Source organism: Thermosipho japonicus (assembly GCF_014201655.1).
GTDB lineage: Bacteria > Thermotogota > Thermotogae > Thermotogales > Fervidobacteriaceae > Thermosipho > Thermosipho japonicus.
This window is the reverse complement of the sequence record NZ_JACHEX010000003.1, coordinates 171,275-197,668: the sequence shown is the minus strand read 5'-3', so window position 1 is coordinate 197,668 and position 26,394 is coordinate 171,275. Positions and strand designations below refer to the sequence as shown.

The window sequence follows — 26,394 nt, the reverse complement described above, 5'->3', positions numbered from 1 at the left end:
AGCAACCAAAATATAATAATCTAGACCACACTCTTTATTATAACTCTTAAAATATACCATTCTTGTTAAAACTATTATAAATTTGTGTGTTAAATTCTTTTCAAAACTTGTTAAAAAAACTGGTATTCTTAAAAAATCGTATATATACCTAAAAAATTGATTGATTTATATTCTGAATATATTTGCGTTTTTGTCTTATTTATTGGAAAATTATAAATGTGGGTAATGAAAAAATTTACGTATGGGAGTGATAAGATGGCAAAAGTTACTGATATGGTATTACTTAACAAGCCTGGAGAGAAGATTTTGCTTCTTGGAAACCATGCTATTGCAAGAGGTGCACTTGAAGCAAACATAGCAATTTTTGCAGCATATCCAGGTACTCCAAGTTCTGAGCTTACAGACACTATGGCGGCAGTTGCAAAAGACGCAGGAGTTTACATGGAGTATTCTACAAATGAAAAGGTTGCTTTTGAAACAGCCCTTTCTGCTGCATGGAGTGGTCTTAGATCCATGACAGCTATGAAACACGTTGGTTTAAACGTTGCTGCAGATACATTTATGAGTGCCGTTGGAATGGGTGTTGAAGGCGGATTTGTTGTTATGGTCGCAGATGATCCAAGTATGTGGTCATCTCAAAATGAGCAGGATACAAGAGTCTTTGGAAAATTTGCTAATGTTCCAGTTCTTGAACCTTGCAGTGTTCAAGAAGCAAAGGACTTGACAAAATATGCGTTTGAGATTAGTGAAAAGTTCAAACATATGGTGATTCTTAGAACAACAACGAGATCTTCTCATATGAGAGGAGATGTTGTCTTAGGAGAACTTCCGGATGAGATAGTAAATAAAGTAAGAAGACATGGAAATTTTGAAAAAGATCCAACAAGGTTTGTTGATATTCCTGCACATTCTAGAAATTTCCATCCAAAAATTCTTGAAAATATCGAAAAAATACGCGAAGAATTTGCAAATTGTCCATTTAACAAGATTGAAGGAAACGGAAAGGTTGGAATTATTGCACCGGGACTTTCATATGCATATGTAAAAGAAGCACTTTCTTGGTTGAATATTGATGATGTAAAGATTTTAAAGCTTGCAACACCTTTCCCAGTTCCATATAAATTAGTTGAGGAGTTCTTAAAAGGACTTGAAAAAGTATTGATTGTTGAAGAACTTGAACCTGTAGTTGAGGAACAAATAAAGATGTGGGCGTATGATAAAGGATTAAATATACCAATATATGGGAAAAATATTGTCCCAAGAATATATGAAATGGATACAAAGCGTGCAGTTATTGCAATTTCGAAATTTTTGGGTATTGAAACTCCAATAAACTTTGAAGAATTGGATGAAAAATATAAAGAAATTAGTAGTGTTCTTCCTCCAAGACCACCTTCATTGTGTCCAGCATGTCCACATAGAAATTCTTTCTTTGCGATAAATAAAGCAACAAGAAAGAAAGCAATATTCCCAAGTGATATAGGTTGTTATACACTTGGAGTACTTCCACCATTAAACGCTGTTGATACAACAGTTGCAATGGGTGGTTCGATTGGAGTTGCACATGGATTAAGTGTGGCGTTAAATGGCGCAACAAATGAAGAGACATATGAAAAGAAACAAGTTGTAGTTGCGACAATAGGAGATTCTACATTCTATCATACAGGTCTTCCAGCAATTGCAAATGCTATATACAACAGATCAAATATTTTGGTTGTTGTAGTAGACAACGAGATAACTGCAATGACTGGAGACCAACCAAATCCTGGAACAGGTGATACTCCACATGGTGTTGGAAAGAGAATACCAATTGAAGATGTTGTAAAAGCTATGGGTGCTGATTTTGTGGAAGTTGTTAATCCATATGATATAAAGAAAACGACGGAAGTTATAAAGAAAGCACTTGAAGTTGAAGGAGTAAGTGTTGTTGTATCAAGACAAGTTTGTGCACTTTACAGGGTAGGTAAGGCAAAGAGGAATAAAGAAAAATTGCCACTGTATAAAGTAAACACAGATAAATGTACAGGATGTAAGGTTTGTATTTCTACATTTGGTTGCCCAGCTATTTTCTGGGATGCAGAAAATAACAAGGCAAAGATTGATCCAACGATGTGCTGGGGTTGTGGAAGCTGTGCACAAGTTTGTCCATTTGGTGCTTTTGAATTGGTAAAGGAGGCGGAATAATGGTTGCAGTTAAAGAATATAATATTGTTATTACTGGAGTCGGTGGCCAGGGAATTTTAACTGCTGCAAACCTTTTAGGATGGGCTGCTCTTAACGAAGGATACAAGGTAAGAGTTGGAGAAGTCCATGGTATGAGTCAAAGATTTGGTAGTGTTATTTCATATGTTAGATTTGGTGAGAATGTATACGGTTCAATGGTACCTGAAGGAAAAGCAGATGTTATCCTTTCTTTTGAACCTGTAGAAGCATTAAGATACATAAATTATTTAAAAGAAGGAGGACTTGTATTTACAAATTCTAGACCAATACAACCAGTCCAGGTTGCAATGGGACTTGCAAATTATCCATCTCATGAACAGATAAAAGATATAGTAGAGAATAAATTTAATGCAAAATATATAAGCTTTGATGCAGAAAGTATAGCTAAAGATGCAGGAAATATAATAGCAACAAATGTTGTTTTAATAGGTGCTTTGACTCAAACTCCTGATTTTCCACTTTCTCCTGAATCTATTAGAGAAGTTATTAAGGTTAGTGTTCCAAAAAAGGCAGTTGATTTAAATATGAAAGCCTTTGATATGGGAATTAAAACTGCGCAAGAGCTTTTAAAGTAAGTATATAGAAGATATGTGAAGATATCGGGGAGATTCCTCCCCGATATTTTTTTTGCTAATTTTAACTTTTTTGTCCAAATTTGACAAATTTAGAAAAATTTAATATTCTTAATAATATATCAATATTTTTTTGAAAGGGGTGGAGATTTTTGTATGTAATATTTTCAGTGTTTTTTGGTATACTCCTTGGTTCTAATGATTCTGCCAATATATTTGGTCCCTCAGTTGAAAATGGGGTTTTAAGATATAAAATAGCTACTAAAGTAGCGGCATTGAGTGTGTTTTTAGGAGCGTTAATTGGTGGAGAAAAAGGAATTAGAACAATAAGTAATTTTTCTAACATGTCACTTTATTTTGCCGCAATATCTGTTTTTTCAGCGGCTTTAACTATGCTAATTCTTTCAAAAATTGGTATTCCATCTTCATCTTCTCAAGCAATTGTTGGAGCGATATTAGCTGTAGGTATATTAAATAACAATGTTAATTGGAAAATTTTAATTAAATTAGTTATTGCATGGGTTACCACACCTGTTGGGGGAATTATTTTTGGCTTTTTACTTTATAGAATACTTTCTGTGCCGTTCAATAAGATAAGATCTTTTTGGGTTAGGGAGAAAGTAATAGTAATTTCTACGTTATTAGTTGGTGCGTATGGATCATACGCTTTAGGTGCAAATAATGTTGCAAATATTACCGGAGTATTTGCAAATCAAATAGGAATAAAGATGGCAGCTCTTGTTGGAGGATTAAGCATGGCTGTTGGTGCACTTTTTAGTAATAAGAAAGTAATGTATACAGTCAGTAAAAAAATTATAGAACTTGATTACTTTTCTTCTGCCATTTCTATCCTTGGCCAATCTATCACCGTATGGATCTATTCTGTTATCGGAATACCGGTTTCTGTGTCTCAAGCGATAGTGGGAGCAGTAATTGGGACTGGCCTTGCAAGAGGTTCAAAGCTAACAAACAAAAAGATTATTTTTCAAATTATTACAACATGGGTAGCTACACCTCTTTTTTCAGGATTATTTACAATTATTGTTTATTATTTTTCAAAAATCTTTTTTTGATTTAAATAATTGACGTGTGGTAGTATAAAAAGATGCACTTCTATTTGGGGGTGGTAGCTATTTTTTTGTACGTCCTTCCAGCGATATTTTTCGGATGGTCTCTTGGTGCAAATGATGCAGCTAATATATTTGGAACAGCTGTAAGTAACAGGATAGTTAAGTATAGAACTGCTACAATTATTTCTGCGATATTTATCATTCTAGGGGCAATGCTTGATGGTGCAAAAGGAATTGAGACGATAAGTAGTATTTCATCAAGTCAGATTGGGCTTGCCTCCATCTCTGTTTTGGCTTCAGCAATAACTATGACTACCATGACATACCTTGGAGTTCCAGTTTCTTCTTCTCAAGCAATTGTTGGATCACTAATTGTTACTTCTTTAATAGAAGGGAATGTAAAGTGGGGCGTTCTTGTAAAACTTTTTGCAGCCTGGATAGGTACACCTATTGGTGGGATAATATTTAGCTTTTTGGCATACAAAATTTTTGCGGTACCTTTTAACAAGATAAAGTCCATTTATGTGAAAGAGAAGGTAATTTTTTACGGAACTCTTGTTATAGGTGCATATGGTTCATATTCTCTAGGTGCAAATAATGTTGCAAATATTACTGGTGTTTTTGCTAAAACAATTGGTGTACAAAACGCAGCGCTATTGGGAGGCGTGAGTATAGCACTTGGAGTTTTAACCTACAGTTATAAGGTGATGTATACTGTTGGTACACAAATAATTGAGCTTGATTATTATTCTTCTGCTATTGCTGTACTGGGTGAGTCGATCACTGTTTGGATTTATGCGCTTTTGGGAATTCCAGTTTCTACATCTCAGGCAATTGTTGGGGCAGTTATCGGTGCAGGTTATGCAAGAGGTTCTAGACTTTCAAGTAAAAAAATTATCTTAAAAATAGTAAGTGCGTGGGTAAACACGCCTGTTATTTCTGGAGCTATTACATTTTTGATATACTATATAGTGAAGATGTTTTAAAAAATATTGAAATTTCATGGTAGGTGAGGTGTAAGTAAAAATGAAAGTTAAAAAGTTAACTTTTATATTTTTTTTAATGATTTTTGTTTCAATATTTGGATCAGGTTGTGCAGCTGACTTTCAATTAAATGGTAAAGTTCTTGTAAGGGTAAATGTAAACATGCCATCACATGGTAACTTTGTTGATAATTTAAATAGAGTTGTTCTTGTTGTAAAAGAAAATAATAGCCAAGAATCATTCTTATTCGAAAGCAGTGATACTTCTAACATTTTCTTTGAAATTGAACTTTTGCCTGGAACCTATACGTTCCAGGTTGAAGGATATGAGAATGATACAATGATCTTTTCAGGAGAAAAAAGAAATCAATTTATAGACAAAGAAAATACGAATATTTATATAGATACTTTCTATAAAAGTGGAATAATTGATACAATTATCGAAGTTGATCCGGATATTTTTGAAAGATATAATATTACTTCAGCAAAGATTATATACCAAGAAGAAACAGAAAAACGCATTGAAGAAAAGAATATAAACTTAGTTAAAATGTTAACGGAAGTAAGTAAAGAAGTTTGTCCTTCAACTTGGATAATAAGGTTTAAAATTTTACTTAAGCTAAAAGATGGTGATCTTTCAGTAGAAAGTCCAAGTCTTGAAAGTGAATTTAATTTAGAATTAGCTCCTGCAAAAACAAAAATGATAAAGTTTAGAGTATATTTTGATAAAGGTGACGATAAACCTAAAGTAAAAGTTGTAATTCCAGAAGCGGATCCTATAGTAAATTTAAAAGGAACTATAGAAAAAATTAATGGTAAACTTACTCTAAATTGGGATTATTCAATTAATAATGCGTGTTTTTATATATACAAAGAAATTCAAATTACTGAGGAAGAGTATATTTATGAATTTTTAGCAAAGACAAATGAAAAAAGTTATACGGTCAATCTTACCAAAGAAGATTACGATAATATTAGTGGAGTTGCAATAAAGGCTTACTTTAATGGAAAAGAAAGTAACCTATGTATACTTGAAAAGAAAGATATTCGATTAATAAATATTGAAGATATAAAAGAGATACATGCGGTTTACAATGTTGATACCAATAAATTGAGTTTAAGTTGGGATTATAAATATTCGAATGTAAAATTTGAAATTTTAAAGAAAGAAAGAAACAACGCTAATTATGAATTAGTCAGTCAAATATCAGAAAGATTCTTTACAACTGATTTAGCAGGTTTTCAATTTTGGAACGTTGAAAGAATAGGAGTAAGGGTAGTTGCTAATGGGTTTAAAAGTGAGATTAGTGAATTATCAAGAGATGATATAAAAAAGGTTTCTTTGAATGTCCCTTTTACTTCATCGACAATGTATTTATTATTTATTCGATCTTTTTATGACACAGATAATGATGGAATAGGAGACTTTAATGGAGTTGCTGAAAAGGTAGATTATTTAAAATCTCTTGGAGTTGATACAGTCTGGCTTTTGCCATTTAATAAAAGTAAATCGTATCATGGATATGACATTGAAGATTATTATGATGTAGAGCCAGACTATGGAACGCTGCAAGACCTTGATAATATGATAAAAGTTCTCAATGAAAATGGAATAAAAATTGTTATGGATTTAGTATTAAATCACACATCTGACACACATCCATGGTTTTTGGATGCTCTTGAAAATACTACAGACTCTCCATATTGGGACTACTATATAATGAGTTTAGATAAACCAAGAAATACTAATCATTGGCATTACAAGTTTAATTCTAAAGGACAAAAAGTTTGGTACTTTGGTTTATTTAGCTCTTCAATGCCGGATCTAAATTATGATAATCCTCGGGTAATTGAAGAAGTAAAAAAAATTATAGATTTTTGGATAGACATGGGAGTAGATGGATTTAGATTAGATGCAGCAAAACACTACTATGGTTTTGATTGGAATGATGGAATTGATAAATCTGCAGAACTTTCAAAGAAGTTAGAAAGTTATATTAGAAGCAAAATAGGTGACGATGCAGTTATTGTAAGTGAAGTATATGAAGGATCTCCAGAGATACTTTCAAGGTTTGCTCCTATGCCAGTTTTTAACTTTAGCTTTATGTACAATATAAGAGATTATTACGAAGGGCGAGACAATTTACTTAAAGATTCTATTAGCTGGGTTGATTCTTTATCTTCTTCATATTTTCTAAATGTTTATCATTTTCCATTTATAGATAATCACGATTTAGTAAGGTTTGTGTCTAAGCTTGTGGATGTAAAATATAAAAATGATGTGATATCTGCCACAAAACAATATTTGTTAGTTAATGCTTTACTACTTTCTTTAACGGGTATGCCAACTATTTACTATGGTGATGAAATAGGACTTAGGGGATGGAAGTGGCATTCATATCCGTGGGACATACCTGTGCGTGAGCCTATGCAATGGTATAAGGATCAAAAAGGAAGTGGTCAGACTTACTGGACAAAGAAATTCTACAGAGGAATTTCAAAGGGTAATGCAAGAGAAGATGGAGCAATATACGATGATCCAGATGATGGAGTATCTGTAGAAGAACAAGAAAATGGATATTCTATTTTGAACTTTTTTAAAGAATTTATCAATTTAAGAAAAGAGTACCCAGCACTTGCTTTTGGGAATACTAAGATTGAAAAGGATTGGAAAAACTTGTATGTTTTGAAAAAATCGTATAACTTCCAAGACGTGCTTGTATTGATTAACCTTGATCCAACATATTCAAATACATACGAAATTCCTGAAGGATATAAATGGGTTTGGTATGCATTTTTTGATGGCGATAACTATGAATTTGGAGAAAAAGATAAAATGATTTTACAAAATACAAATTGGACGATAAATCCACGGCAAATTTATATATTTGTAAAGTAAAGGAGGAGAAAATATATGAGCCTTTTTTTCGGAAAAAAAGAGCAGGTAGTTATAGAGCTTTTTAGACAGCATCTTGATGCGGTTGAAGATACAATACTAAAGCTCCAAGATCTTATTTGTTCGAAAGACAAAGAAAAACAAAAGGAATTAGCAGAAGAAGTAAGAAAAGCAGAGACAGCAGCCGATCAAATAAGAAGAAAAGCAGAACTTGAAATGTATTCAGGTGCATTTTTACCAAATTTTAGAGGGGATCTTCTTGGAACAATTGAAGCACTTGATAGGATAGCAAATAAAGCAGAAAGTGTTGCAGATGAGATAGATCTACAAGATTTAATCATTCCAAAAGAAATACATGAAAACTTGAAAGCTTTAATATCAAAATCACTTGAAACTTACAAAGCTTTAAAGGAAGCTGCAAAGGAAATGTTCGAAGATTTTGAAAAGGCAAGTCAGATGATTGTAAAAACAGAAAGGTTTGAACATGAAACAGATGAGATAGAAAGAAGTACTATTAGAAAGATCTTTTCACTTGATATCCCTCTTGCAGAAAAAATTCAGTTGAAAGATTTGGTTCATAGGATAGCGGATATATCAGATACATCTGAAGATGTTTCTGATAGAATTCAAATAATATTGTATAAGAGAAAAGTGTAAGGTTTGCTTGAGGTGATTTTGTGAAAATTTTACATACATCTGATTGGCACCTTGGCAGGAGACCTGCTGGAGGTATCGGTTTGTATTCTAATGAAAGGTATGAAGACTATTTTAAATCGGCAGAGTATATAGTTAATGAAGCAGTAAAAAACAAAGTTGATGTGGTAATTATCTCTGGTGATTTGTTTGATAAAAGTGATATTTCTCCTGAAACATTGTATAAAGCAGAAAGACTTTTAAATATTTTAAAGGAAAATAAAATTAAGGTTCTAGCTATCGAAGGAAACCATGATCAGGTTTCTACATACAAAGAGTCTTGGATATGGTATCTTGAAAAAAAAGAACTTGCAATATTTCCAAAATGTTTTGTAGAAAATGAAAGGTTTAAATTTATACCAGTAGAAATTGATGGAATAAAATTTTTTGGAATTTCATATCAATCTAATCTAAATGAGAAGGCATTGCAAGATTTGTCTCAATCTTTAGATAAAGGAAAAAATATAGTTATTGTACACACGGCGATTGTTAATGATTTATCTGATACTCTGCTTCCGGGGTGTGTGACAAAAGAAGTCATTGATGCTTTTTCCAATAAAGTTTTGTATATTGCCGCAGGTCATTTTCATTCCTTCTATAAATACCCATCAACAAATCCATACTTTTTTATACCTGGTGCTCCTGAATATTGGGATTTAAATGAAAAAGGTCAGAAAGGTTATATAATTTTTGATACTGATTCAAGAGAATACACCTTTTATCCATCAAAAAAGAGAAAGCTTTCTACACATAGAATCAGTATAGATAATTACAAAGATTTTGTGGCAAATTTGGATGTTGAAAAAGGAGAGATAATAAACCTTGAAATAAATTCTTCATCAGGCAGATATCCTAATGTTGGTTGGATTGAAGGAGAATTACTATCAAGGGGAGCATTAAAGGTAAATGTAAAGGTGATTTTTGAAGGTCAAGTATTTAATAGCAAGCAACTTAAAAATCTTAGCAAAGAAGAAATTGAAAAACAGATTATTAAATCATGGGAAAATATTTTTTCAAAAAATGCAGATAATACATCAAAACTTATCTCGACTTTAAAGAAAACTGAGAAAGAAGAGGATTTGATAGATATATTTGATGAATTTTTAAACAAATTACTTGAGGGTGGAAAAGATGATAATTAAGAAGGTTTGTTTAAAAAATTTTAGGGTGCATAAAGATAGAGAATTTGAATTTAAACCAGGCATTAACCTGTTGCTTGGAAAAAATGGAACGGGGAAAAGCTCAATATTTGAAGCGTTGAGCGTTGCATTTTTTTCAAAGTCACCACGTGGAACGTTAAATTCTATTATTTCAAAGGATGGAAGTAAAAAAGCTCAAATAAAAGTAGAATTTATTGGAAGCGATGGAAAAGAATACGTTTTGGAAAAAAGTATAGGACAAAGCAAATCAAGTCTTTATTCAAAAGATGGAAGCTTGAAATATGAAGGGAAAGAAGATATTTCAGAATACATTAAAACCATTGTTGGAATAAACGAAGAGGTGTTTAATAAAGTAATATATGCTTACCAAAATCAACTTACGGATATTTTTTCAAAAACACCTGCTGAGAGAAAGCAGCTATTTGATAGATTATTTGAAACAGATGTGTATAGAGAGATATCTGACAAACTTTCGAAAGTTCAGCAAAGTTATGAAAAAGATTTAGAAGTTAATAAGGTTGAGTTAGAAAAGATAAAGTTAGAACTTGAAAGTGAAGATTTTGCTAATTTAGAGGAAAGAATAAAATCACATGAAAAAAATTTAGAAGAAGTTAAAAATGAGATAGAGAGCCTAAGAGCAGAAATACAAAATCTAAGGAAAAGACAAAAAAGCTTAGAGGATATAATAGAAAGTTATAACAGAATAAAAAAAGACTTACAAGTGCTGGAAAAAGAAAAAGAACATTTAAATAGCAAATTGGATGATTTAAATAAAAGATTAGAGGATGCAACTAAAGCTAAAGATATTGTAGAAAAAACAAAAAAAGGATATGAAAAGTATTTAGAGCTTGAAAAAGAAGTAAGAAGATTAAATGCCAAGCAAAAAGAACTTCAAGAGAAAAAGCGTGAGAAAGAAACGCTTCAAGATAAAAGGAATGAATTAGAAAAAAATAAAAGTTTATTAGAGTCTAAAATTAGTAGTTTAAAAGAAAAAAAGGTAGAAATTGAAAAAAGAATAGCTGAAAAGGATGAAAAAATTAGTGATTTAAAAAAAGAGATTTTTAAGTTAGATGAATATTTGAAAAGTCTTTTGGATGATCAATCTAAACTTTCTGCAGAAATAGAGGAGTTTAATAAAAAATATGAAGAGCTAGGGAAACTCAAAGTAGAATTACAGCATAAACACATAAAAATTTCAGAGGAAGAGCAACTTTCTTTTAATAGAAAGTTGCTTGAAGATGAGATTTCAAGGTTAATGCGACGAAAAGAAGAATTAGAGAAAAATATAAGCTATGAAGATCAATTAGTACAAGATCTTGCAAATTTGCGTGCAAGACTTGAAAATATAAAAAATGTAAGTCGTGAATTATCTAGTGGAATGTGTCCGATATTGAAGGAAGAATGTAAAAATGTAAAAGAAAAAGGAGGATTTGAGGTATATATTGTTGAAAAGAGAAAAATAGAGGAGAAAATATCTGAGCTTGAAAAAAGTCTAAAAAAGTTAAGAATTTTCAAAAAAGAAAAGGAAGAATTAGAAAAAAATATAAAAGAAAAAGAAATTCAGCTTTCTAATATAAATTTAAAGCTTGAGGAAATTGAAAGAGAAAAGGAAAGTATAAAGAGTATAGAAAATATTCTTAAAACTCAAAACTATGAAGATATGGAAAAAATAAAGAAAGAGTATGAAGAAAAAAATTTATCCTTAGTAAAGCAAATTTCAATCACAAAAGAGAGAAAAAACAGCCTTGAAAAAGAACATGAAAAATATTTAAAAGAAATTGGAGATGAAGATGAAAAGTTAAAGGGCATAAATGAAAAAATATCGTTATTTAACGAAAGTTTTGAGAAAACTTCAAAGGAATTAGCGCAAGTTGGAAAAGTTCTGGTAAAGTATAATGATATTGAGAAAGATATGGAAAGTACAATGAACTCTATAGAAGAAAAACAAAAAGAGATGGATAAGTTAAGAAAAGATTTTGACTTGTATAAAAAATTTGAAAAGGAAGCTCAGATGCTAGAAGATATATTAAAAGAAGTTAAAGATACAAAGAAAAAGATAAAAGAAAATCAAAAATTATCTAGTATTCTTGAAAAAGAATTAGAAAAAATTCACAATATAGAAGAAATAGAAAGCGAAAAAAATAATTTAGTTGTAGAGATTGATAAAAGAAATGAAAAATTATCAGAGCTTTCACAGCAAGTAGGAAAATTAGAGGAAAATGTAAAGTTTCTTGTTAAGGAAAGAGAAAGAAAGGAAAGGCTTGAAAATGAAAAAAGAGAGCTTGAATCTAAGAGAAATTTTTTAGAAAAAAAGCAAAAACTGACAAGAGAATTTAGAGAAAAATTAAGAGATTTGGGAATGAAGGTAGCTCACAGAATTTCAGATGAGATTTCTAATCTCTCAACTGAAAATTACATTAGAATGACTGGAAAAGTTGAAATGATAGAATTCTCCGCGGAAAATGATTATGAAGTTATTCTAAGAAATGTTGAAAAATCAATAGAGAGAACATTTTCTATGCTCTCAGGTGGGGAGCAGGTAAGTGTTGCAATTGCCATTAGGGCCGCTCTTTCAAAGATCCTTTCAAAATCAGATTTTTATATACTTGATGAGCCTACCGTTAACCTTGATGTAGAAAGAAAAAAACTCCTTGCAGAAAATATTGAAAAGTTATTTGAAGATGTAAAGCAGGTGTTTATAATAACACACGATGAAGAATTTACGCACATGGCAGAAAATATCATAAGACTTTAATTTAGTTAACAATATGTTACAAACATTTTTTTGATAACTTGAAGAAACGTATGGTTTAAAGGTTTTTTGTTTTTTTATATTTGCTTGTATTGTTAACCAAACTGTAATTTTATAGAAACTGATTGGTTAAAATGATAAGTTATAATTTAAGTGAAATGTGAAAAAAATCTCAATATTAAGCAGGGAAATTTGTGAAAAATATCTTTAAAATGGAGGTGGGTAGTATGGCAAAGTATGAAGTTACAAAAACTATTGATGTAAGAGGAGAGGTATGTCCAGTTCCTGACGTTGAAACAAAGAGAGCATTAAAAAAGATGAAACCAGGTGAAATTTTGGAAGTTTTAATTGATTATCCTATGTCAAAAGAAAGAATTCCAGAAACAGTAAAGAAATTAGGGCATGAGGTATTAGAGATAGAAGAAGTTGGAGGAAGTGAATGGAAGATTTATATTAAAGTAAACGGCTAAGCTGGGGGTGCATAAAATGGCATATTTAGGAATAGTATTTGGGCTTATATTTGGTATTATTCTTCAAAGAGGTCGTATATGTTTTAATTCAGCGTTTAGAGATGTAAGACTTTTTAAAGATAATTACCTTATGAAATTTGCAGCTTTAGTAATAGCACTTCAAGTTCTCACATTCCTATTTTTTGCACAAATGGGTTGGATTACATTAAATCCTAAACCTTTAAACTGGGTTGGGAATATAATTGGTGGATATTTGTTTGGAATGGGAATGGTGCTTGCCGGAGGTTGTGCGTCTGGTGTTACATATAGATCAGGTGAAGGTATGACAACTGCGTGGTTTGCTGCGATTTTCTATGGCTTAACAGCATATGCAACAAAGGCAGGAGTATTTTCTGGATGGTTAAAATGGGTTTCAAAATTCACTGTGAAGGTTGAACACACAGAAGGATTGTATGCAGCTAAATCTGGTCCAACTCTATCTTCTGTTTTTCATGTGAACCCATGGATTGTAGGAATTATATTTGTGGCAATTCTTTTGTGGTACGTTTTTGGAACAAAAACAACGGAAAGAAGTACAAAACTTGGTTACAAAACGGCTGCAATAATCCTTGCAATATTAGCACCCCTTGCTTGGATGTCTAGTGCAGCTTCTGGAAGAAACTACGGATTTGGTATTACAGGTGGTTGGATTAGCTTGTTTAAAGGATTTTTAAACAAACAACCATTGAGTTGGGAAGGTTGGGAAATCGTAGGAATTATAATTGGTGCAATGATTTCTGCAAAGCTTGCAGGAGAGTTCAAACTAAGAATGCCTAAGAATCCAATTACTTATCTTCAAGTAATGGTCGGTGGAGTTTTAATGGGATTAGGTGCTGTTACAGCAGGTGGTTGTAATATCGGACATTTCTTCACCGGTGTTCCACAAATGGCAATTGGTTCTTTACTAGCTTCACTATTCTTTATCCTTGGAAATTGGACAATGGCATGGATTTTGTTTGGAAGGGACTGAGGAGGAGATAATATGAAAATAACAATTCAGGTTATGGTTCAACCATATACATATCAAGATTTAGATACTGCTGTAAAAATTGCAGAAGCAGCTTTGAAAAAAGGCCATGAAGTTACAATCTTCTTATTCTGTGATTCTGCAATAGCATCTAATAAACATATGAAACCCGTAAGAGGAGATAGAAATATTTCACAACTTTTAAAAGGACTTATAGATAAAGGTGCAAAAGTAGAAATTTGTGGAATTTGTATGGACTATAGGGGAATTACGACGGATATGATAATAGAAGGTTCTAATCCAAGCGGACTTCCAGAACTTGCAGAACTCATTTACACAAGCGATAGATTTATAAGTCTTATGGCGTGAGGTGAAAAATAATGGAAAAAAAGGTTTTATTTGTTGTATATCAATCTCCAGTTGGTTCAATATGGGTAAATGAAGGATTTAGAACAGCATTTGGAATGTACGGTGAAGATATTGAACCTGCTGTAATGCTAATTGATGCTGCTACAGTTGCATTATCAAAGGATACGAAACCAGAATCTTTGGGACTTCTTCCGATAAAGATAGTTCAAAGATTTATAAAGAGGTACGAAACCCCAGTATATGCCGTTAAAGAGGATTTAGAAAAGTACAATGTTAAAAATGTAGACGAAGAGTATGGTGCGCAATTTATTAATAAAGATGAATTATCTGATTTCTTCCATCAATATGATTTGGTTATTTTTATGTGAGAGGTGATTTTAATGGCTTTAGTTTTAGTTAAATATGGTATAAACCATCCTGTTGAAAAACTAAAGATTGAAAGCGCAAAAGAAGGTGATTCAATAGTATTAATTCAGGATGGAGTATATTGGAATTTACAAGATTTATCATCATTGACAAAGGCAAACGTTTATATATTAAAAGAAGATTTTTTTGCAAGAGGATACAAAGAAGATGAAGCAAAATATAGTTTGATAGACTATGATAGCTTTGTAGAACTAATAGAAAAAGAAGAAAAATTTATAGGCTAGCGGGGAACTTTCCCCGTTAGTCTTTTTAGGTAGGAGGTAAAAGAAATGTATGAAGCGATAGTAATAGGTGGAGGGCCTGGAGGATATGTTGCAGCGATAAGGCTTTCACAGCTTGGTAAGAAAGTTGCAATTGTTGAAAAAGAAGAATTTGGTGGCACTTGTACCAATAAAGGTTGTATTCCTACTAAAGCTATGCTTACAGCCTCACACCTTTTTACTGAGATAAATGAAAAGGCTAAAAAATTTGGTATCTTAGTTGATAATGTTTCATATGATCTATCACTAATCATGAAACACATGCAAAAGTCTGTTACTATGTCTAGAAAAGGTATAGAGTTTTTGATGAAAAAGAATAAGATTGAAGTATTTAAAGACAAAGCAATATTGAAAGACAAAAATACTATTTTACTTGAAAAGAGTGGACAAGAAATAGAAGGAGAAAACATAATTTTAGCACATGGTTCTGTACCAGTTGTATTTCCACCATTTGATCAGATAGAAGGTATATGGACGAGTGATGATGTATTTAAGATGGAAAAGATGCCAGAGTCGATATTGATAATAGGCGGAGGGGTAATAGGAGTAGAGTTTGCGACATTCTTTTCAAGCTTTGGAGTAGATGTAACGATAGTAGAACTTGCAGAGCATATCTTACCAAACGAAGATAGTGATGTAGCAGAAGAAGTAAAAAAGGCATTAAAGAAGAACAAAGTAAAAATAATAGAAGGAGAAAAGGTAGAAGGAGTGGAAAAGAAAGGCGAAAAATACATTGCAAAGGTTGCAGGAAAAGAAATAGAAGTTGAAAAAGTATTACTTGCAGTAGGAAGAAGACCGAATATAAGTGAAGATATAAAAGGACTTGGCATAGAAATAGAAAGAGGAGTAAAAACAGACAAACGTATGAGAACAAATATAGATAACATATATGCAATAGGAGATATAAGAGGGCAGATAATGCTAGCACATGTTGCAATGTATGAAGGGATAGTAGCAGCGCACAATATAGCAGGAGAAGAAATGGAAATGGACTATAGAGCAGTACCATCGATAATCTTTTCAAATCCAGAAGTAGCAAGTGTAGGAAAAAGAGAAAAAGAAGTGGATAGAGAAAAAGTAAACATATATAAATTTCCGGTATCAGCAAATGGAAGGGCAAGAACAATGGAAGAAAGATTAGGATTTGCAAAAGTAATAGAAGAAAAAGAAACAGGGAAGGTCTTGGGAGTAACGATAGTCTCAGCAAACGCAACAGATATGATAATGGAGGGAGTATTGGGAGTAAAATATGAAATGGTTACAGAAAAAATAGCAGAGGCAATACATCCACATCCAACACTAACCGAAACACTCCTTGGCGCTTTTGAAGGTAATTGGGCTATTCATATATGAGGTTGTCGAAATTAAGAGTTGAGGGAGGATAGAATATGAAAAAATATTCAAAAACTCATGAGTGGATAAAGGTAAATGATGGGATTGGAATAATTGGTATTTCAAAGAGAGCAGCAGAAGATTTAGGTGATGTAACTTACGTTGAACTTCCTGAAGTAGGTAAAGTTGTAAAAAAAGGCGAACAATTATGTACAATCGAGTCTGTAAAAGCTGCAAGTAGCGTATATGCACCTGTTAGTGGAAAGATTATTGAAGTTAATGAAAAGCTTGATACAAATCCGGAATTAATAAGCGATTCTGCGGAAGAAGAAGGCTGGATTGCAAAAATAGAGATTAGTGATGAAAGTGAGTTAGAAGATTTAATGACAGAAGAAGAGTATAAAAAATTGTAGAATTAATTAAAATAAAGGCGCTCTTTTTTTACAGAAGGGCGCCTTTATTTTTGTATGAAGATTTTTACTTCACCTGCTTTTTCTGAAATTTTTGCAAGCACTTTTGCCCCCATCTTTGAGACGGAAATAGGGATCCTTTCAGCAGATAATGGGTAATCCACAATTACTAGTAATATTTTTCCTTCTTCTAATGTTTCAAGCATTTTTCTGGTTTTAACATCTGGAACCGGACATATTTCTCCTCTTACATCTAGAACATAATCTGGATTTAGATTATTAGGGCTTTCTGCAAAAAAGCATTCTTTTAAGTTGGAACAATCAATAACATGCTCACCATTAATTTCGTTTAAAAACTCGATAGCATTTTCAATTAATTGAAATACTTTGGTTGAAGAAAAATCAAAGTACTCAATGCCCTTAACTCTCTTTGATTTTAAAATTCCTATATTTTTTAATTGAACAAGGTGTCTATAAATGGTTGAGAGATCTTTGTTCAATCTATTTGCTATTTCAGAAGCAGTTAGATTGTTGTCAAAAATGGTCATTAGTATTTCAAGTTTAGTCTGACTTGAAAATATTTTAAAGAGATTTTGAAGAGTTAATTTATTTTTCAAACCAATCCCTCCTACTTATTTATTTTATCATATATATATAAAATATATAGACATATGAAAAAATAGTGTGGTATACTTAAATAAAATATACTGAAAAAAGTTAAAGGAGGTATTTTCTTGTTTTTTGAAAGACCTGATGATGATAAGAACTTTGATGTGATTGTTGTTGGTGCTGGCCATGCTGGAATTGAAGCGGCACTTTCAACTGCAAGGCTTGGTCTTAAAACGCTTTTATTAACTACCAATCTTGATAACGTAGGTTGGGCCCCATGTAATCCTGCAATAGGAGGCCCTGCAAAGGGTATTGTTGTACGTGAGATAGACACACTTGGTGGAGAAATGGCAAAGACAACAGATGAAACTATGATAAATGTTAGGATGTTAAATACTGGTAAAGGACCAGCAGTAAGGGCCTTAAGGGCTCAAATTGATAAGTTTGAGTACTCAAAACTTATGAAAAACAAGCTTCAAACTCAAGAAAATTTAATACTCAGATATGGAGTTGTAGAAAAGGTATTGGTGGAAAGTGGAAAAGTAAAGGGCGTTGTGGATTCTTTTGGTATAGATTATTACGCTAAGGCAGTAATACTTACTACAGGAACATTTTTACGCGGAAAAATATTTATTGGTAGAGATACTATGGAAGCAGGAAGAATGGGAGATCTTCCTGCAAAAGGTTTGAGTAAATCTTTGTTAGAACTTGGTTTTAAGCTTTCAAGATTTAAAACTGGCACTCCAGCAAGAGTTTTAAAAAGCAGCATTGATTTTTCAAAAATGGTTCGCCAGGATACAGATGATGAGCCTAGGGCTTTTTCATATTTTAGTGAACCTAAGGTTTTACCAAAGGATCATCCATGTTGGCTTACCCATACAAATCAGCAAACACATAAGATAATAAGGGACTATCTTGTTTATTCGCCGTTGTATGGAGATGTTAAATTAATTCAAAGTGTTGGGCCAAGGTATTGTCCTTCGATTGAGGATAAGGTCGTAAAGTTTAACAGGGATTCGCATCAAGTTTTTGTTGAGCCAGAAGGAAGAGACTCTCAAGAATTTTATTTAAATGGCTTATCTACCAGTCTTCCATATGCAGCGCAGGTAAAAATGCTTAGAACTGTACCTGGTCTTGAAAATGTAGTTATTGTAAGGCCTGCATACGCAATCGAATATGATTACATTGACCCGACACAATTGTATCAGACACTTGAATCAAAAATAGTGGAAGGCCTATATTTTGCAGGTCAGATTAATGGAACGAGCGGTTATGAAGAAGCGGCAGGTCAAGGTTTAATCGCTGGAATTAATGCGGCAATGAAAATTTTAGGAGAAGAGCCATTGATTTTAAAAAGATCCGAAAGCTATATTGGAATACTTATAGATGATCTAACTACAAAGGGTGTTGATGAGCCATATAGACTTTTAACCTCCCGTGCAGAATATAGGCTTTTACTGCGCCATGATAACGCACATTTAAGACTTGCAAAGTATGGCTATAGAGTAGGTTTGATTCCAAAGTGGTTCTATGAAAAGGTAATTAATCTTGAAAAACAGATCCAATATCAAATAGAAAGGCTTAAGAATGTCAAAGTTCCAGCATCAGATATTGTAAATGATAGACTTGTAGAATTGGGATCAACTCCTCTAAAAGAAGGAACAAAGTTGTATAATCTATTAAAAAGGCCTGAAATTGGGTATGAAGAGGTGAAAGGGTTTGATAATGAGCCTATCGAAGATAGAGAACTTTTAGAACAGATAGAGATATTAATAAAGTATGAAGGATATATTGAAAAGATGCTTGAAGATGTTAAAGTTTTTGAGGAATATGAGTCGGTTGATATTTCTAAAATAAATTTTGATAAAGTGCCAAATCTTTCAACTGAAGCAAGGGAAAAATTGAAAAAAATCTCTCCTAGGTCTATTGGTCAGGCAATGAGAATTCCAGGTGTTACGCCTTCAGATATTGCGAATATAATAAGTTATATTGAAAAATGAACCTCCATTTTGGAGGTTCTTATTTTAATATTCTACTCTATTTCTTCCATTTTCTTTGGCTTTGTATAATTTTTCGTCAACTACGATTAGTAAATCTTTTATGTGTTCATAGTTTTCTATAGAATCTACACCGATGCTAACTGTGATTTTTATATCTTTTGGGAAGATCTCGGTTTCGATAATTTTCCTAATTTTTTCAGCTACTTCTATTGCTTGTTCTAAATTTGTTTCAGAAAGTAAAATTAAAAATTCTTCACCGCCCCATCTTGATACTACATCTGATTTTCTAACATTTTTAACTAGTATTTTTGCCAATTTTTTGAGTACCTCATCACCAACCATATGTCCGTATGTATCATTTATGTTTTTGAATTTGTCAATGTCAATCATTAAAAGTGAAAAAGGTCTACCATATCTTTTGAAGTTATAATAATGTTTTCTTATTTCCTTGTTCATTTTGTGTCTGTTGTAGAGGTCAGTTAATTGGTCTCTTTCAGACAAATATTTCAATTTTTTGTTTAATTCTAATAATTCAATGTTTTTTCTATAGAGTTCTTTTTCTGTAAACTTTTCAACTTCATGTGCGATAATTCCAATTTCGTTGTCTGGATATTTAAAATCATTGTTTATTAAATGTCCGCTTGCAATCTTTTGGATCCTTTCTTTAAGTTTTGTAATTGGTGTAATTATTTTTCCATATAAAGAAAAAGTGAGCCATATCCCTATTGAAATTGATATAAATACTACTATCGATATTGGAAAAAATAATCCATGAATGATTTTTGATATTATTTCTTCTTTGTTTACTACAGTAACAACAGTCCAACCTAAAAAATCTAGATTAGTATAATATGCTATCTTATCATATTTATTTAACTTATATTCAAAGTACCCCTCATTACTTGAAAAATCGAAGTTTTTATTTACTAGTTCTTTAACACTTTTTGAGATATATTGTTTTTTTGGATGAAAAATTACTTCTTGATTTTCGTTGAGAATATAGCTATATAGTGAATCAAAATTATTGTCTTTTTTATTTATAAGTTCATTTATTTTGTTAACAGAAGTATCTATAGCTACAACCCCTGTTAAATTACCATCTTTATTGTATAAAGCCTTCCCCATTGAAACTAACCATTCTTTTGTTTTTATTTCTTTATATGGGATTCCGTTTGATATTTTTGGATAAGACTTAATAGCGGCTTTGTACCAAGGTCTAACCTTTGGATTAAATCCTTCTGGTGGAGTATAGTTGTATATCAAAAGGGTGCCATTTTCATAGGCTGAATACAAATAATTTATATCAGGATCGATTTCTTGAATTTTTTTGTAGAAATTTATTGTATTTTCTTTTTCTTTTTCATTTAATTTCTGGGCATTTATAACATTGTCTAATGTACTGAGGAAATCTAATGTAATATAAAATTTTTTAAAATAACTTTCCACAAAAAATGAGACAGCTTTGTTTTTTTGGTAGATTAATTCTTTTGCTTGTTTTATTTCACTTTTGTATAGTGTGTATGTCAAAATTAAACCAAAGGATAATGCGGAAAATAAAATGAGAAATAGTAATATATAAAAAAATTGACCTTTTAGACTCTTCATAATCTTTCACTCTTTCATTTCTCAATTTAAATTTACTTAATTATATCATGAATGCAATTTTTTGTGCAATTTTCTGCGAAAATTAACTTGATTTAAAAAAGTTAGAATGATATAATTTTTTTGAGGTCTTTCATTGAAAGAGTCATAATTGATAACTGTGGGGGGTAAAAAAATGGATTTACCAGTTTTAAAAATTGGAAATTTAATATCAAAGCTTCCGATAATTCAAGGTGGTATGAGTGTTGGGATTTCACTTTCAGGACTCGCGAGTGCTGTTGCAAACGAAGGTGGGATAGGAGTTATTGGAGCTGCTGGTATAGGGATGTTTGAGGATGATTTTAATACGAACTACAGAGAGGCGAACATTAGGGCACTTAGAAAGGAAATAAGGAAAGCAAAAAAGCTTTCAGACGGAATAATAGGTGTTAATATAATGGTTGCATTATCGGATTTTTCTGAATTGATAAAGGCTTCAATTGAAGAACACATAGATATTATTTTTGTGGGTGCAGGTCTTGCATTGGACATACCTGCAAAGGAAATAAAAGAATCTGGTGTAAAAATAGTACCTATTGTGTCTTCAAAAAGAGCTGCAAGTTTAATTATAAAATACTGGAAAAAACATTATGATATGATGCCAGATGCAATTGTTGTTGAAGGTCCAAAGGCTGGTGGGCATCTTGGTTTTAAAAGAGGACAGATATTTGATCCTGAATACTCACTAGAAAAGATATTAAAAGATGTTATAAAACAAGTTAATGTATATGAAAAAGAATACGGCAAAAAAATACCAGTAATTGCTGCAGGAGGAATTTACAGTGGAGGAGATATATACAAATTTTTGAAATTGGGAGCAGATGGTGTTCAAATGGCAACAAGATTTGTTGCAACAAAAGAATGTGATGCATCAGATGAATTTAAAAAGATGTATGTAAATTGTAGAAAAGAAGATATTGTAATAATAGATAGTCCAGTGGGGCTTCCTGGGAGAGCTATAAAGAATGAATTTATAGAAAGTGTAGAAAAAGGTGAAAAAAGGCCAATAAAATGTTCTTGGAAATGTTTAAAAACATGCGACTTTAGAAAAGTTCCTTATTGCATTGCAAAAGCACTTACCAATGCAAAACTTGGTTTTTTAAAAGAAGGTTTTGCCTTTGCTGGTGAAAATGCGTACAAAGTAAAAGAGATCATCTCTGTAAAGGAATTAATAAGCAGGATAAAAAAGGAGTTTTTAGAAGCACAACTTTCCTTTTAACCCTTTACAGAGCCAGAAAGAAGTCCTCTTATAAAGAATTTTCCAAGTAAAATGTAAACAACAAGTGTTGGAAGGGCAGTAATAAGTGCACCAGCCATTTGCACATTCCATTCTACAACCTGGCTCCCTGCCAGGTTTACTAATGCTACGGTTATAGGCTGCTTTGCAGGATTGCTTGTAACAGTTACTGCAAATAAAAATTCATTCCATATGTTTGTAAACTGCCATATTATAACTACAACAAAGGCAGGTATTGAGATAGGAAATAATACTTTTGAGTAGGTTTTAAAAAAACCTGCACCATCCATATATGCTGCTTCTATAAGTTCGTTTGGAACTTCACTGTAGTAATTTCTAAAAATTAAAGATGTTATAGGTATACCGTAGACAACATGGACAATAATTAATCCAGTTATTGTTCCATAAAGGTTAACTCTTTGAAGAAAACGAATCAATGGAAACAATACACTTTGGTATGGAATAAACATTCCAAAAAGGATAATTGCAAAGATTATATTCACACCTTTAAATTTTACCTTTGATAATACATAGCCGTTTAATGAACCAAGAAGGGCAGAAATAATTGTAGCAGGGATTGTTAAATAAAAACTATTTTTAAGGTTTGGAGAAAGTTTATTAAATGCCTTTATAAGCCCGCTTAAAGACCAGCTTTTTGGCAATTTCCACATATCAGAAATTCCAATTTCGCTTAAAGGTTTAAAACTTGTTGCAAGCAGTACATAAAGAGGGGTAATAATATATATTGCTATTATTATTAGAAAAAAATACGAAAAGAACTTTTTCATCTTCTTTCACCTCTCAAGTTTGTTGCAAGATATGGAATAATAACTACTGCAACAAAACATAACATAATTATAGCAATTGCTGAGCCCATTGCGTATCTATTGCTTCTAAAGGTTAATTCAAACATGTAGATAGCTGGAACATCAGTAACAAAGTTTGGTCCACTACCTGTCATTGAAAATACCAAATCGAAAATCTTCAAAGATATATGTCCAAGAATAATCATTGCACTCAAGGTAATTGGTGTTAAAAGTGGCATTTTAATCTTCCAAAAAATTTTCCATTCTGATGCTCCGTCAACTCTTGCAGCTTCTATGATATCTTCAGAAATACCTCTTAGTCCTGCAAGATACATTGCCATTGTATAACCTGAAAGTTGCCAGATAGCAGCTATAATGACTGGTATTAGTGCAACATTGAATTTTCCAATTGAATGTGTACTTGTGTACCAACCCCACATGAGTTTTTCAAGTCCAAGTTTTGAAAGCAAAAGATTTAACCCTTGTGGATTTTGAGGTATATTACCTGGTGCAAAAATCCAGCTCCATACAGTTCCAGTTACCACAAAAGAAATTGCCATTGGAAATAGAAAGAGGTTTTGGAAAAATCTGGAACCTTTTAAGCCTTTATCTACAAGAATTGCCATGATTATACCAAGTGCAATTGTTCCAAGTAGAAAGAGCAGTGTAAAAAAGAAAGTATTCCAAAGATCCGTTTGAAATCTGCTGTCTTGAAAAAGCCTAATGTAATTTCTTAGACCAACGAATTTGTATTGTCCCCTTAAAAGTGCAGAAAAACTATTCCAATTTGAAAAAGACGTTCTAACGGTCCAGCCTATAAATCCATAAACAAATATGGCAATCGCAATTATGGAAGGTGTAATAACTAAGAGTCCAATAAAAAGGTTCTTTTTTCTCACACTCTCACCTCAAAATAACGGGGCAAGATGCCCCGTTTGTTTTAATCTGTTAGGTATCCATTATCTTCTGCGATCCAGAGTATTTCTTTGAATGTTTGATTTACATTTTGCTCTGTGACAAATATATTTATTGCATCCATGAGAGCTGTGGCAAATGATTCTGGAGCAGCTGAACCATGTATTATGGAAGGACAGATTGCTTTTGTAGAAAAGTCATTCATTGACCATTTTAGATATACATCGTATTTTGACTTATCTGCATCAATTCTTGCAGGTATTGATCCTTTAATTGGATTAAATGTGTCTTGAGCCTCAACTGTTGCAAGGAATTTTAACCACTTTATAGCATTTTCTCTATGAGGAGCATTTTTTGGCAATCCGAAGGTGTCTGAAACGAGCATGAATGCATCTTGAGTACCTGGAAGTGCAAACCATCCAAAGTCAATTCCAGGTTTCCATCCAAGTGTCTTTAAATATCCTTCTGCCCAGTCGCCCATCATGTTACAGAATGCTTTTCCTTCAAAAACCATTCTTGTTGCATCTTGCCAAGTTAGAGCGGAATGGTCTGAATTTACATATGCAAGAATGTCTTTTAAAATTGAAAGAGCTTGTTTTATAGCTGGATCATTAAATGATGCTTCACCTTTCCACAATTTGTTGTATTTTTCTGGTCCAAGTTCTGCAAGCATTATGCTTTCAAAAAGATGAAGTGATGTCCATTTGTTTTTATCACCAAGTGCTATACCAACGTATCCCATTTTTTTAGCCTTATCAAGATATGTCAAAAATTCGGGCCATGTTGTTGGTTCTTTTGTCATTCCAATTTCTTTTGCAATTTTTTTGTTGTAGAAAACAACATTTGCTCTATGAACATTCACGGGAACAGAATAAACTTCACCTTTGTAGCTAACGATTTCTATAAGGTCTTTTGGAAACTTGTCATATGCTCCTATTTCTTTCAAAATCCAAGTAATTGGTTCCATAAGTCCTGGAATTACATAAGTATCTGTAAGTTCCATTCCAGCGTGAACTTGGAATGAATCTGGAGGATTTCCTCCAAGCATTCTGGTTTTTAACACTGCCTTTGCATTAGTTCCTGCACCACCAGCAACTGCTGCATTGATAATATGAATATCTGGATAGTATTTGTTGAAGAGATTAAATAATGCAAGTAAACCTTCTTCTTCACCGCCACCTGTCCACCAACTAAATATTTCTAAAGCGTTTTCTGTAGCAAAGATACTAAGTGATAAGATTATTGCAATGGTTATTATAAGAATCTTTTTCATCACTTTCACCTCCCCGTTTTTTTGGTTAAACTTATTTTAACATATTTGTATGAAAATATTTTTGAGTAGATTTTCAGAGAAAAAATAAGAAACGGACTGAATTTTCAAAATAAAAATAATAAACAAGAGAAAATAAAGTATAATTTTTCTTATTTTATATTGGATAAAAATATGCTAAAATCTCTTTAAGAGAGGTGAATAGGTTGCTTTTTATCTTTTTAAATATTTTTCTTGGAGCACTTCTTGCAAATTCAATAGCACCGCTTATGCCTACTTTTCAGGAAAAATTAAATGCAACTGTTGCGTTTTCTTCTTTCATACCAGTAGTTAATACAGCTGGTACTACAATATTTTCGTTTATTATTTCATTTTTTATTAATAAATTAGGTTTAAAAAGAACTTATTTCATTGGTTATACATTTTTGTTATTTTCCTTATTAATACTTTCTTTCTTTGAAAGCTTGAATTTTATATTAATTGGAGTTTTTTTAATGGGAGCAGGACTTTCTATTATTTTTACATCTTCTACAACTTTTCTTAGTCACTTTAAAGATCCAAAATTTGGAGTATTTCATGGTTTTTTTGGACTTGGAGGAATATTATCACCGATGTTTGTTTCCTTCTTTTTAAAAAGCCGAATATCTTATAAGTATCTTTATTTGGTTTATCTTTTTTTGGGAGTTTTTCTCCTTGTCTGGAATATAAATATGAAATTTCCTGATATAAAGATTAATGAAAATTCTTTTTCAAAATCTAAACCATACTTAAAGCCACTCTTTTATATAACCGTACTTTCTTTATTTTTTTATTCCGCTAGTGAAATAAGCGCCATTACGTGGGCATCTAATTTGTTTTTAGAATTTGGGTTTACAAAACAACAAGCTGCATTATTTTTAAGTATTTTTTGGGGAGTGTTTACTTTTTCGCGTTTTTTAATGGATTTTCTCCTTAAATTTGTTAATTTCAGGTTATATGTTTTAACGATAACTTCTTTATCTTTTATCTTTCTATCTTTATTAATTGTCTTAAAAATGCCCTTTTTGTTTTATCTTTTTGGTCTATCAATGGGAGCAATTTTTCCATTGATACAAAGAAATGCTAATATAAAATTGGATAAGAGTGAAGTTGGCTTTTTAAATGGTATTACTTATTCGGCAACCGGTATAGGGTCACTTCTTTTCATTTCCATTATGGGATACATTTCAAAATTTAGTATAAGAGCAATGTTTGTGGTACCAATAATTGGTTTGGCAGTTGTATTTTTACTTCAAAAAAATCTACGAGATTAAGG

General features: G+C 32.0%; 23 protein-coding genes. 18 read left to right on the top strand and 5 right to left on the bottom strand.

Annotated features, from left to right (window positions below):
- Positions 1-255 precede the first annotated feature (255 nt).
- From iorA to gcvH, 15 genes are all read left to right on the top strand, one after another.
- Positions 256-2,184 (top strand): indolepyruvate ferredoxin oxidoreductase subunit alpha, encoded by a 1,929-nt coding sequence (gene iorA, locus HNP65_RS06725; RefSeq protein ID WP_184619518.1) that lies wholly within the window; start codon positions 256-258, stop codon positions 2,182-2,184.
- A complete protein-coding gene (locus tag HNP65_RS06720; protein ID WP_126993181.1) occupies positions 2,184-2,798 on the top strand; it encodes an indolepyruvate oxidoreductase subunit beta in 615 nt (204 codons plus the stop codon). The genes iorA and HNP65_RS06720 overlap by 1 nt, the downstream gene beginning before the upstream one ends.
- Positions 2,799-2,947: 149 nt before the next feature.
- Positions 2,948-3,868 (top strand): inorganic phosphate transporter, encoded by a 921-nt coding sequence (locus HNP65_RS06715; RefSeq protein WP_184619517.1) that lies wholly within the window; start codon positions 2,948-2,950, stop codon positions 3,866-3,868.
- Positions 3,869-3,933: 65 nt separating this feature from the next.
- Positions 3,934-4,851 (top strand): inorganic phosphate transporter, encoded by a 918-nt coding sequence (locus tag HNP65_RS06710; protein WP_184619516.1) that lies wholly within the window; start codon positions 3,934-3,936, stop codon positions 4,849-4,851.
- Positions 4,852-4,891: 40 nt separating this feature from the next.
- Complete coding sequence (locus HNP65_RS06705) at positions 4,892-7,747, top strand: alpha-amylase family glycosyl hydrolase (protein WP_184619515.1); 2,856 nt, start codon at positions 4,892-4,894, stop codon at positions 7,745-7,747.
- A 15-nt stretch (positions 7,748-7,762) separates the two neighbouring features.
- On the top strand, positions 7,763-8,401 hold the full coding sequence (locus HNP65_RS06700; protein WP_184619514.1) for a TIGR00153 family protein: 639 nt from the start codon (positions 7,763-7,765) through the stop codon (positions 8,399-8,401).
- Positions 8,402-8,421: 20 nt separating this feature from the next.
- Positions 8,422-9,579: a metallophosphoesterase gene (locus HNP65_RS06695; RefSeq protein ID WP_184619513.1), complete on the top strand. Its 1,158-nt coding sequence runs from the start codon at positions 8,422-8,424 to the stop codon at positions 9,577-9,579.
- Positions 9,569-12,352, top strand: a complete 2,784-nt coding sequence (locus tag HNP65_RS06690) for an AAA family ATPase (RefSeq protein WP_184619512.1) — start codon at positions 9,569-9,571, stop codon at positions 12,350-12,352. The genes HNP65_RS06695 and HNP65_RS06690 overlap by 11 nt, the downstream gene beginning before the upstream one ends.
- Positions 12,353-12,576: 224 nt before the next feature.
- The gene (locus HNP65_RS06685; protein WP_126993188.1) at positions 12,577-12,819 is read left to right on the top strand and encodes a sulfurtransferase TusA family protein; all 243 of its coding nucleotides are present in this window, start codon (positions 12,577-12,579) and stop codon (positions 12,817-12,819) included.
- Between the two features lie 16 nt (positions 12,820-12,835).
- Positions 12,836-13,828 (top strand): thiosulfate transporter TsuA, encoded by a 993-nt coding sequence (tsuA, locus tag HNP65_RS06680; protein WP_184619511.1) that lies wholly within the window; start codon positions 12,836-12,838, stop codon positions 13,826-13,828.
- Positions 13,829-13,840: 12 nt separating this feature from the next.
- A complete protein-coding gene (locus HNP65_RS06675) occupies positions 13,841-14,194 on the top strand; it encodes a DsrE/DsrF/TusD sulfur relay family protein (RefSeq protein ID WP_184619510.1) in 354 nt (117 codons plus the stop codon).
- 11 nt (positions 14,195-14,205) lie between these two features.
- On the top strand, positions 14,206-14,562 hold the full coding sequence (locus tag HNP65_RS06670) for a DsrE family protein (RefSeq protein ID WP_184619509.1): 357 nt from the start codon (positions 14,206-14,208) through the stop codon (positions 14,560-14,562).
- A gap of 12 nt (positions 14,563-14,574) precedes the next feature.
- Positions 14,575-14,844, top strand: a complete 270-nt coding sequence (gene tusB / locus HNP65_RS06665) for a sulfurtransferase complex subunit TusB (protein ID WP_184619508.1) — start codon at positions 14,575-14,577, stop codon at positions 14,842-14,844.
- 45 nt (positions 14,845-14,889) lie between these two features.
- The gene (lpdA, locus tag HNP65_RS06660) at positions 14,890-16,233 is read left to right on the top strand and encodes a dihydrolipoyl dehydrogenase (RefSeq protein ID WP_184619507.1); all 1,344 of its coding nucleotides are present in this window, start codon (positions 14,890-14,892) and stop codon (positions 16,231-16,233) included.
- A gap of 35 nt (positions 16,234-16,268) precedes the next feature.
- Positions 16,269-16,625 (top strand): glycine cleavage system protein GcvH, encoded by a 357-nt coding sequence (gene gcvH, locus HNP65_RS06655; RefSeq protein ID WP_184619506.1) that lies wholly within the window; start codon positions 16,269-16,271, stop codon positions 16,623-16,625.
- A 44-nt stretch (positions 16,626-16,669) separates the two neighbouring features.
- Here gcvH and HNP65_RS06650 read toward each other — a convergent pair whose 3' ends face one another.
- Complete coding sequence (locus tag HNP65_RS06650; protein WP_184619505.1) at positions 16,670-17,239, bottom strand: sulfurtransferase TusA family protein; 570 nt, start codon at positions 17,237-17,239, stop codon at positions 16,670-16,672.
- Positions 17,240-17,356: 117 nt separating this feature from the next.
- Between HNP65_RS06650 and mnmG the strand changes: the two genes are divergently transcribed.
- Positions 17,357-19,231: a tRNA uridine-5-carboxymethylaminomethyl(34) synthesis enzyme MnmG gene (mnmG, locus tag HNP65_RS06645; RefSeq protein ID WP_184619504.1), complete on the top strand. Its 1,875-nt coding sequence runs from the start codon at positions 17,357-17,359 to the stop codon at positions 19,229-19,231.
- 24 nt (positions 19,232-19,255) lie between these two features.
- On the opposite strand, the gene HNP65_RS06640 is transcribed toward mnmG, so the two are convergent.
- Entirely contained in the window at positions 19,256-20,836 is a 1,581-nt protein-coding gene (locus HNP65_RS06640) for a sensor domain-containing diguanylate cyclase (RefSeq protein WP_184619503.1), read from the bottom strand.
- 172 nt (positions 20,837-21,008) lie between these two features.
- On the opposite strand from HNP65_RS06640, the gene HNP65_RS06635 reads away from it, so the two are divergent.
- Complete coding sequence (locus HNP65_RS06635) at positions 21,009-22,091, top strand: NAD(P)H-dependent flavin oxidoreductase (protein WP_184619502.1); 1,083 nt, start codon at positions 21,009-21,011, stop codon at positions 22,089-22,091.
- Here the strand turns inward: HNP65_RS06635 and HNP65_RS06630 are convergent.
- Genes HNP65_RS06630 through HNP65_RS06620 form a run of 3 tightly spaced genes read right to left on the bottom strand, consistent with a single transcriptional unit; the run spans position 22,088 to position 25,103 of the window.
- Positions 22,088-22,897: a carbohydrate ABC transporter permease gene (locus HNP65_RS06630; RefSeq protein WP_184619501.1), complete on the bottom strand. Its 810-nt coding sequence runs from the start codon at positions 22,895-22,897 to the stop codon at positions 22,088-22,090. The two genes, HNP65_RS06635 and HNP65_RS06630, sit on opposite strands and share 4 nt — an antisense overlap.
- Positions 22,894-23,814, bottom strand: a complete 921-nt coding sequence (locus HNP65_RS06625) for an ABC transporter permease subunit (RefSeq protein WP_184619500.1) — start codon at positions 23,812-23,814, stop codon at positions 22,894-22,896. The genes HNP65_RS06630 and HNP65_RS06625 overlap by 4 nt, the downstream gene beginning before the upstream one ends.
- Positions 23,815-23,855: 41 nt before the next feature.
- Complete coding sequence (locus HNP65_RS06620; RefSeq protein ID WP_184619499.1) at positions 23,856-25,103, bottom strand: ABC transporter substrate-binding protein; 1,248 nt, start codon at positions 25,101-25,103, stop codon at positions 23,856-23,858.
- 203 nt (positions 25,104-25,306) lie between these two features.
- Between HNP65_RS06620 and HNP65_RS06615 the strand changes: the two genes are divergently transcribed.
- Entirely contained in the window at positions 25,307-26,392 is a 1,086-nt protein-coding gene (locus tag HNP65_RS06615) for an MFS transporter (RefSeq protein ID WP_184619498.1), read from the top strand.
- Positions 26,393-26,394: the final 2 nt, after the last annotated feature.